The sequence below is a fragment of the Brevibacillus sp. FW306-2-1A-C05A genome, assembly GCF_058781555.1.
In genome coordinates, this window is sequence record NZ_JBYSWV010000048.1 from 24,242 (window position 1) to 32,672 (window position 8,431).

Below are 8,431 nucleotides of genomic sequence, written 5' to 3' on the forward strand. Positions count from 1 at the left end.
GTTTTTCATAAAAAAGCGGAGGGATTCTATGTTTGGGAAGCGTTGGGCGCGATCACAGACTGCCCCGATTCAGGAAAGCGATATTCAGATGACCGAGCAGTTGCGAGCAAAGGTGAACTTTTTGCAAATGAACAGCGAGGATCTCAAACGACTCGCACAAATCGAACCGCTCATTACCGAGCATCTCGATGCCATTACTGAGCGTCATTACCAGATGCTCGGCCACTATGCGAATTTGATGAAAATCATTGAAGCGAATACGACAGTGGGCCGTCTTGCAGGTTCTTTTCGCCATTACCTGCAATCGCTTCCCGACGCCCAACTGAACGAAGCCTATGTAGCAGGACGGGAAAAAATCGGGGAAGTCCACAGCAAAATCGGACTTGCCCCGGAATGGTACACCGGCTCTTACATGCGGCTGTACGAATTTTTGATTCCCGCCATCGTAGACACGTATGCCAGAAAGCCGGACGAGTTGTCCTCGACTTTGCTGGCTTTAATCAAGCTGCTCACTCTCGATTCCCAGATCGTTCTGGAAGCGTACCAGGAGGATAACGATTATAAAGTCATTGACCGGCTGGGGAATGTCCTGGAGCTGGTCATGCAAATCGACAAAATCAAGCATGTGCTGGATACTCTCGACACAACCACGGTGGAGGCGGGTAATGTCAGACAGGCGGCCGAGCAATTGTCAGAATCGGTGCAAAAAGTGGCCCAATCCGCTGTCCAGGTAGCAGAAAATGCCTCTACGACCATAGAGCAGGCTACTGCGGGCCAACAAATCATTCAGACGTCGCTGACAAGCTTCCTGTCCATGGCGGAGGAATTTGCGGAGATGCAGACAAAAATCTCCTCCCTGATGAGTTCCATCGAAGCCGTCTCCCAGGTGGTGCAGGTGATCCGCAGCGTCGCCGATCAGACGAATCTGCTCGCCTTAAACGCGTCGATTGAAGCCGCTCGGGCAGGCGAGCACGGGCGAGGTTTTTCCATCGTCGCAGAAGAAGTGCGCAAGCTCGCCGAACAAACCAAGCAATCCGTGCAAAGCATCTCCGGCACGATGGAAGCCGTCCGGCAAGATGCCAATCAGGTGAAGGAAACAGCCGCGCTGCTCGGCGTCCACTTCACCGACAAAGCGACGCAAACACGCGAAGCTATCGAGCTGTTGGGAGAGATTGTGCAAAATGTCGAGCAAGTGGGGCATGCGACCGGACATATCGCTTCTTTGACAGAAGAACAGTCGGCCTCTACCGAAGATATTTACATGCGCATATCCCAGGTTGAGAGCAATATGGAGCAGATTTTCAACCACGTCTCCCACGCCGGAAAAAACATCTACGAAATCGGGGCAGGCATCAACAGCCTGCACAAAGGCAGCATCAGCCAGGTGGCCCGTCTAAAAACGAAGCACAGCCTGCGCATCGTCAAGACCGATCATCTCCTGTGGAAATGGTGGGTGTACAACTTCCTGCTCGGCTATCATACGATCGAGGAAAAGGATCTCGTCGACCATCACCGCTGCCGCCTGGGCGTCTGGTACGACGAAGCGAAACAAAACCAGGCGATCAGCTCGCTTGCTTCCTTCCGCCGACTGGCAGAGCCACACAAACGGTTTCACGAAGCTATCCGCCACATTTACACGCTCGCTTCCTCCGGCAAGCAAAAGGAAGCGGAGATGGCCTTTGCCGTCCTCGAAGCGCGTTCGGACGAAGTGCTCGCCTGTCTGGATGATCTCGCTTCCGAGCTGCAGGTCACTTCCTGACGTTTCGCCGTCTGCGGCGCTTGCCCCGTTTTCTGGACGGAGCCGTCGTTGGCTGCGCTACACGCACCCCAAAGGCGCGCATCGCCCTGTGGATCGGAAACGTGATCGACAGTCTGCCATCGGCGGAGCCTGCGAAGTTGACCGCGGCCGCGTAATTGTTTGCCGTCAGCCAGACCGAACCGGAGTCTCCCGGCAACGAAATCGGCGCCGCGCTTCTGATGACCGTCTGGTTGCGGAAGCGGATCGTTCCCAGACCGCCGTAGTCGCCGTAATCGACGTTGATGTCCGTGTGGGTGGATTCCACGATGCCACTGACAAAGCCTGTCGAGCGGCCGACCTTTTTCAAGCGGCTCCCGATAGCGTAAGAGTGGACGTAGCCCGGAACGGTGCCGATTTTCGCATAGCGCGGAGCGAGCAGGTCGTTCGAAGTGGGAATGCTCAGTGCCGCATCCATCTCATTCACTGCATTTTTCCGCAGCCGGACGAAGCGGTACAGTTGTCCAATCCGATCGCGCCCGGAACGCCCGCCATCCGCCCCTCCCGGCTGGATCGTCTCGGAATAGCCGCCCGAGTTGTTCCGGTTCAAAACGTGGTTGTTGCTCAGCAAAAAACGCTGGGCGCGGCGGATCGCTCCTGTCACGATCAAGCCCGCAGTCCCCGAAGCCCCGGGATATCCGACGCTTGCGCCCGCTATCACCGGACGGATTCTCCGGCGATAGTTGGCAGTCGAGCGCAGCTTTTGATGGCTAGTGCATCTGCCGGAGGTAACCGTCCGCACGGGAACCGCGATGTGCGACGTAATTCTCGGACTTTTCCCGCCCTTTTTCCGTTTGACGGCGACACAGCTCGGGCAGCCTTTTTTCACCGCCGCGCTCGCGTCCAGCGTGTACAGTACGACGCAAGCTCCTTTTTTGCTGTTCTTGCCGTTTACATATCCGACGCCGATCCCCATGACACCAGGCATCCGCTTCCACCTCTTCACCAGGTGATTCTTGGCTCTCAACGCTTCTCGAAAGGTAGCCATACACTCATCTGTCCTTCCCAAGTGATTTCGTACATAGCCATCCTATGTCCGACTTGGCCAAGACCGTTGGACGCTTGCCAACCTCGCGAGAGCCTTTTTTATGAGCTGGCTAGTGGATGCGTTGCTGCCTTGCTGCTGCCTTGCTGCTGCCTTGCTATCCTGCTTTCCCCGCCTCCCATTTCCACAAAACCTCACTTCCCCGACAAACATGTCCCATGCGACCTGCCCCTTCTCGTTCGGTTGCAATTTTTCGGATGCCATCGTCACTTTGTAGAAGCGAAAAAACCGCCATCCTCTGCACGCAAGCGAGAGAATGGCGGTTCATGTATGAGTGAAGCTGTCGAAGCTTTGGTTAAGCCGATCAGGACGCTTCCGAGATCGTGCTTGGCACGGCAGCCTGGTTGACTTTTTTATTCGTATGCACCAGCAAAATGTTCAACACAACCGCTGTCAGCGAGCCTGTCACGATACCGTTTTGCAGCATCATTTTCACCATGGTCGGCAGTTGGTCAAACATGCTCGGCACAGCGGCGGAGCCGAGGCCGACCGCGATACTGCAAGCGGCGATCAGCAGATTTTCATTTTGGCGAAGATCTACGTGCGACAAAATGTTGATTCCGGATGCGACTACCATCCCGAACATCGCGATCATCGCGCCGCCCAATACGGCATTGGGGACGACCGTCGTCAGCGCAGCCAGCTTTGGCAAAAGCCCCAGCACAACCAGCAATCCGCCAGCCCCGATCATGACGTCGCGGGTTTTGATCCCTGTCAAGGAAACGAGCCCTACGTTTTGCGAGAAGGCAGTGTATGGGAACGCGTTGAAAATGCCGCCCAGAACAATCGCGATTCCTTCGCCGCGCAAGCCTTTGACGACGTCCTTGTCCGTTACTTTCGTCTCGGTTACTTTTCCGAGCGCAAAATAAACGCCAGTCGACTCTGCCATACTAATGATGTTGACCAAGATCATCGTCACAATCGCCACAATCGAAAATTGCGGCGCGCCGAAGTAAAACGGCTCGACTACGCTGAACCAGGACGCTTCCGCCACGCTGGCGAAGCTGACCATGCCCATCATGTACGCGACGACTGTCCCGACGACAAGGCCGAGCAAGACGGAAATCGCGCGAATAAATCCGGTAAAGAAGCGATTAATAAACAAAATAATAGCCAATGTTCCGAGCGCGAGCAGCAGGTTGCGCGGAGAGCCGAAGTCCGGCATGCCTTGTCCACCGGCGGCGTTGTTCATCGCCACAGGAATGAGCGACAGACCGATAATGGTCACGACAGAGCCTTGCACCACGGTCGGGAAAAACCGCAGCAGCTTGCCAAATAACGGAGCAGCCAAGACGACGAACAGACCGGAGACGATTATCGCTCCATAAGCCGTGGCCAGATTGCTCGTGGAGGCAATCGCGATAATCGGACCTACGGCAGTAAACGTACAGCCAAGCACAACCGGGAGACGAATCCCTGTGTAGCGCGTCCCGATGACTTGCAGCAACGTAGCGATCCCGCACGTGAACAAATCGGCGGCGATCAAGTAAGCAATCTGCGCAGGAGTCAGGTTCAGGGCCCCGCCAATGATAAGCGGTACGACGACAGCACCCGCATACATCGCAAGTACGTGCTGCAGACCTAAAGTAACTATCTTCTGTTTGGATAGCATGAGGTATTCTACTCTCCTCTAGTAATAGGATTTAGACACGGACAGTTTCCGCTTGAATGAACTGAATGCCCTCTGGAGACATGGACGCGATGCGCGCCAAAGACTCAATGCGGACACCCGCTTGCTCCAGCAATCTACGGCCTTCCTGGAAGCTTTTCTCGATCACGGCTCCGATGCCGACCAGGTGAGCGTTGGCGTCTTTAATAATCTGGGTCAACCCGATCAGCGCAGCCCCGGTCGCGAGAAAATCGTCCACGATCAGCACGCGGTCATCCGGCGACAAATACTGCTTGGACACGCTGATCTGATACGTTTCCTGGCGGGTAAAGGAGTGGACAGGAGCCGAGTACACCTCTTCTGTCAGCGTCACTGCCTTTTTCTTTTTCGCGTACACAAAAGGCACACCCAAAGCGAACGACGTCGCCAGCGCAAAATGAATGCCGCTCGCCTCGATCGTCAAGACTTTCGTAATTTTCTCGTCGGCAAAAAGCTGGGCGAAACGCTCGCCGATCTTCATCGTCAATTGGGGGTCTACCTGATGGTTCAAAAACGCATCCACCTTCAACACGGATGCGGACAGCACCTTGCCGTCTTGTACGATGCGTTCTTGCAATTCTTTCATGTTTTCTTCCTCCTCCATCAACTCTAGCGTGCCAGCAAACGACGCTAGTCCAACCAAATGAGAACACTTCGCTTCGCCGAGTTGTTCGGGCGAACGGCGCTTGTCCTTTTTGTCGATATCCACTTTTCTGGATTCCATCGACGAAAAAAAAAATAAAGCCCCGAACGGACAGGTCACAGGCAGGCTCAGGTGATAAAACCAACGCCAAGTGAAACTGTCCCTCGGGGCTTTTCTCCCTCAGGTATAACACGCCACAAAAAAGCGTGTCAGCGTCCTTTCGACCAGACGACCCACTTTCTCCTGTCACATGGAACAGGAAACAGCGATAAGCGCAGTCGATGGAACGCGATTTCACTCGTAGTCAGGTGATTTACGGTCACCCGGTAGAAACTGTTGGGCCTTATTCCCAAAATTATACGAGCACTTCGTATGCGGTTTATCCAGCACGATTGCTGGGTCTTGCCCCAATCTATCACAACTGGCTTGCTGGAATCAAGCGTAAATTTCTGAAAGTCGAGCCGCGCGCTTGCCCTGTCTCCAAACGAAAAGAGCCCCCGGTTGTCCGAGGACTCTTGCGTTTTATCGCTTCGGCTTTTTGCTTCGCGCTTGCATGGTGATTTTTTTCCACTTGTCCTTCTCTGCTGCTGCCAGCCTTGCATCTTCCTTGCGAGCCAGATGGGCCAGTTCGCGCTGAAGCTTCAAATAGCTGTCGAAGCGAGCTTTTTCCAGCGAACCGTCCTCAATCGCCGCCCGAACGGCGCACCCTGGCTCCCGCCCGTGCTGGCAATCGTTGAATCGACACGTTTCCGCCAGTTGCTCGATATCGTCAAATGCTCCGCGGAACCCCTCATCCGCTTCCCATAGCTGCAGCTCGCGCATGCCCGGTGTGTCGATCATGAGAGCGCCGTCCGGAAGCTGGAACAGCTCGCGGTGAGTAGTCGTATGGCGGCCGCGATCGTCTCCCTCGCGCACTTTGTTTACTTTTTGCTGCTCTGCTCCGCTCAGCTTGTTGATTAAGGTAGACTTGCCGACACCAGAGGACCCCATGAGCGCCACTGTCTGGCCACACCCCAGGTACGGGGCAAGCTGTTCCAGCCCTTCTCCCCGCTCTGCGCTGACTACGTGCACAGGCACGCCAATCGCGACGCTTTCTACGTCCGCGATGCGCTGCTCCAGATCGTCGCACAAGTCGGCTTTTGAAAGCACGATCACCGGATTGGCTCCGCTTTCCCAGGCGAGGATGAGATAGCGCTCCATCCTGCGTATATTAAAATCGTTGTTTAAGGCATTCACTAAAAATACGGTATCGACGTTGGCAGCCACGATCTGCTCTTCGACGCTGTCTCCCGCAGCTTTGCGGGAAAACTTGCTCTTGCGCGGCAGCACTGCATGAATCGAGGCTTTCTTTTCCTCGGGACGCGCCGTGATGACGACCCAGTCTCCTACCGCCGGATAATCCTCGCGGCCAGTCGCCTCATAGCGCAACTTGCCCGTGACTTCGCCCAAAAGCTCGCCGTGCTCGCTCAACAGACGATAAATGCGTTTATGTTCCAGCGTGATTCTGCCCACGCTGTAGCCTTGCTCGGCATAAGGGGCGAACAGATTGGCAAAATGCTCATTCCAGCCCAAAGTTTGCAAAACAGATTGATTGGTTGTGTGATTCAAAACGGATTCCCCCTGCAAATGGTTGTATGATTGGCCCTACGCCAAAACCAGTCGCAGTCGAATCCTCATTTTTTTGAACGGTGCTACTGTTCGCTTGAAAGGAGGATTCCTGCGACGGACGTTCCTACACTCTGTACGAATTTGATGTTTGCCATAATACATCTCTCCTTTTTCAAGCCCGCACCATTCATGGTTTGGAATCAACTTTTTCCCAATCATTGTAACACATCAGGAGGCATGGAAAAAGCCTCAGTCTCCACCTCCACCGCCGCCTCCGCCTCCGCTGTCTCCACCGCCACTGTCGTGGCTGCATCCATATCCATCCGAGTCGTGGTGGCGATGATGGTGATGATGGCCGCTGTCCACATAAAAGGCTCCGCCACTGTCTGAGGACGACGAATACGAGCGTCTCCTTCCGCTCTTTGCGACGGCTCTGATCGAAAAGAGAGTCACTGCGATTACGAGAAAAACGACGATGAGAATAACGTACTCCATCAGCGTCCACGCCCTCTCCGCCCCTAAGGGGAATACTGTGTTCACTTTCATTATACCACAAGCTGGCTAACACTTTTGGAACAGGATGGGTGAAAAGGATGGCGTTGGTGGGGAGGGGAGCTGACTGCCTCGGGGTCGGGGTGTCAGAGGGGCAGCTTTTCTGGCTGTCTGGCTGTTCGGTTGCACGGCTTTCCGGCTTTCCGGCTTCACGGCTTTCCAACTGTCCGGCTGCACGACTTTCCGACTGTCCAACTGCACGGCTTTCCGACTCCCCGGCCGTTATGACTTCCGCTTCCGGCCGCCCGACTTTCCGACTTCCTGACTGTCCAGCCATCTAACCATTTGGCTGACTTCCCTGCCCTTCCTGACCCTCGCGACCTCCCGTGACCTGCCACCTCACCCCACAAACTGCCCGGCAACTGGCGCGAGCGCCAAAATGCCGGCAATCGCGAACACCCGACAAGCCTTTCTCGTATAGCAATACGCCTTGAGCTGCCCCTTATCCTCATCCAGCAAAAGAATCCGGATGATTCGCCTGCTCGTCTGGCCCCGCTTGTTCAAATAAATGATCTCAACCGCTTGCTGTCTGTCTCTGTACTTTTTCAAATCCGCCAACACCAAAGCTGTCACCGCCTCATGAAAAGACATGATTGATTGGACGCGCAGCCGTCGCCCCATGCCTAGCTGCTGTTGAAAACATCCTAACACAAGAGAACGCATGTTCGCAAATTGATTTTTTTCCCTGCTTGCTACCGGGATCGTTATGGCTGCGTCCTCTTCGGCTCGCGACAATTGGATGAGCCTCTTTTCAAAAGAGACGGTGCGGTATTGCACAAAAAAGCCCGGCCACCTTTAGTGGCCAGGCTGCTATTTCACTTTTTCCTTCGAATTTAGAATCAACTTTTTTAACAACGCATCGCTTTCTTTACGTTCAGCCTCGGTTACAGACGGTATGGCAAGGATACCTTTTGCGACATCTTCAAGCTTCTCCATTCGAAGATCGATTAAAAACTTGTTTCCCATATTGCCATCCTCCTATCCAAAGCCTGAACCAATTCAAAAGCTGACGGCGGCGGTATTACAATTCTGTGACCGATACTCTGTGCACGTAAAGATTGAACTTGAGACTCCCACGGCTAAAGCCGCAAGCCTTCCACCTTGCGGTGTACGGGTGGGATTCTTGAATGACTAAGCGTT

The 8,431-nt window shown here is 54.4% G+C and carries 8 protein-coding genes and 1 riboswitch; of the genes, 2 read left to right on the forward strand and 6 right to left on the reverse strand.

The annotated features are described in order from the left end of the window. Positions 1–28: 28 nt before the first annotated feature. Positions 29–1,759, forward strand: coding sequence for a protoglobin domain-containing protein (locus tag AC3WJN_RS21525; RefSeq protein ID WP_007786024.1), 1,731 nt, complete (start codon positions 29–31; stop codon positions 1,757–1,759). On the opposite strand, the gene AC3WJN_RS21530 is transcribed toward AC3WJN_RS21525, so the two are convergent. From AC3WJN_RS21530 to rsgA, 4 genes are all read right to left on the reverse strand, one after another. Beyond that, positions 1,749–2,783 carry a chymotrypsin family serine protease gene (locus AC3WJN_RS21530; protein WP_051353931.1) on the reverse strand — a complete coding sequence of 345 codons (1,035 nt, stop codon included), beginning with the start codon at positions 2,781–2,783 and terminating at the stop codon, positions 1,749–1,751. The genes AC3WJN_RS21525 and AC3WJN_RS21530 overlap by 11 nt on opposite strands. A gap of 361 nt (positions 2,784–3,144) precedes the next feature. Then, positions 3,145–4,452: a nucleobase:cation symporter-2 family protein gene (locus AC3WJN_RS21535; protein ID WP_005835584.1), complete on the reverse strand. Its 1,308-nt coding sequence runs from the start codon at positions 4,450–4,452 to the stop codon at positions 3,145–3,147. A gap of 31 nt (positions 4,453–4,483) precedes the next feature. Then, on the reverse strand, positions 4,484–5,074 hold the full coding sequence (locus AC3WJN_RS21540) for a xanthine phosphoribosyltransferase (RefSeq protein ID WP_007786027.1): 591 nt from the start codon (positions 5,072–5,074) through the stop codon (positions 4,484–4,486). Positions 5,075–5,412: 338 nt separating this feature from the next. After that, positions 5,413–5,514: riboswitch (purine riboswitch) on the reverse strand. A 139-nt stretch (positions 5,515–5,653) separates the two neighbouring features. After that, positions 5,654–6,739 (reverse strand): ribosome small subunit-dependent GTPase A, encoded by a 1,086-nt coding sequence (rsgA, locus tag AC3WJN_RS21545; protein WP_007786029.1) that lies wholly within the window; start codon positions 6,737–6,739, stop codon positions 5,654–5,656. 237 nt (positions 6,740–6,976) lie between these two features. On the opposite strand from rsgA, the gene AC3WJN_RS21550 reads away from it, so the two are divergent. Beyond that, positions 6,977–7,129 (forward strand): hypothetical protein, encoded by a 153-nt coding sequence (locus AC3WJN_RS21550; protein WP_155808555.1) that lies wholly within the window; start codon positions 6,977–6,979, stop codon positions 7,127–7,129. 501 nt (positions 7,130–7,630) lie between these two features. On the opposite strand, the gene AC3WJN_RS21555 is transcribed toward AC3WJN_RS21550, so the two are convergent. Both AC3WJN_RS21555 and AC3WJN_RS21560 read right to left on the reverse strand, forming a co-directional pair. Next, complete coding sequence (locus AC3WJN_RS21555) at positions 7,631–7,912, reverse strand: WYL domain-containing protein (protein ID WP_235694640.1); 282 nt, start codon at positions 7,910–7,912, stop codon at positions 7,631–7,633. 189 nt (positions 7,913–8,101) lie between these two features. After that, the gene (locus AC3WJN_RS21560; protein ID WP_007786033.1) at positions 8,102–8,257 is read right to left on the reverse strand and encodes a hypothetical protein; all 156 of its coding nucleotides are present in this window, start codon (positions 8,255–8,257) and stop codon (positions 8,102–8,104) included. Positions 8,258–8,431: the final 174 nt, after the last annotated feature.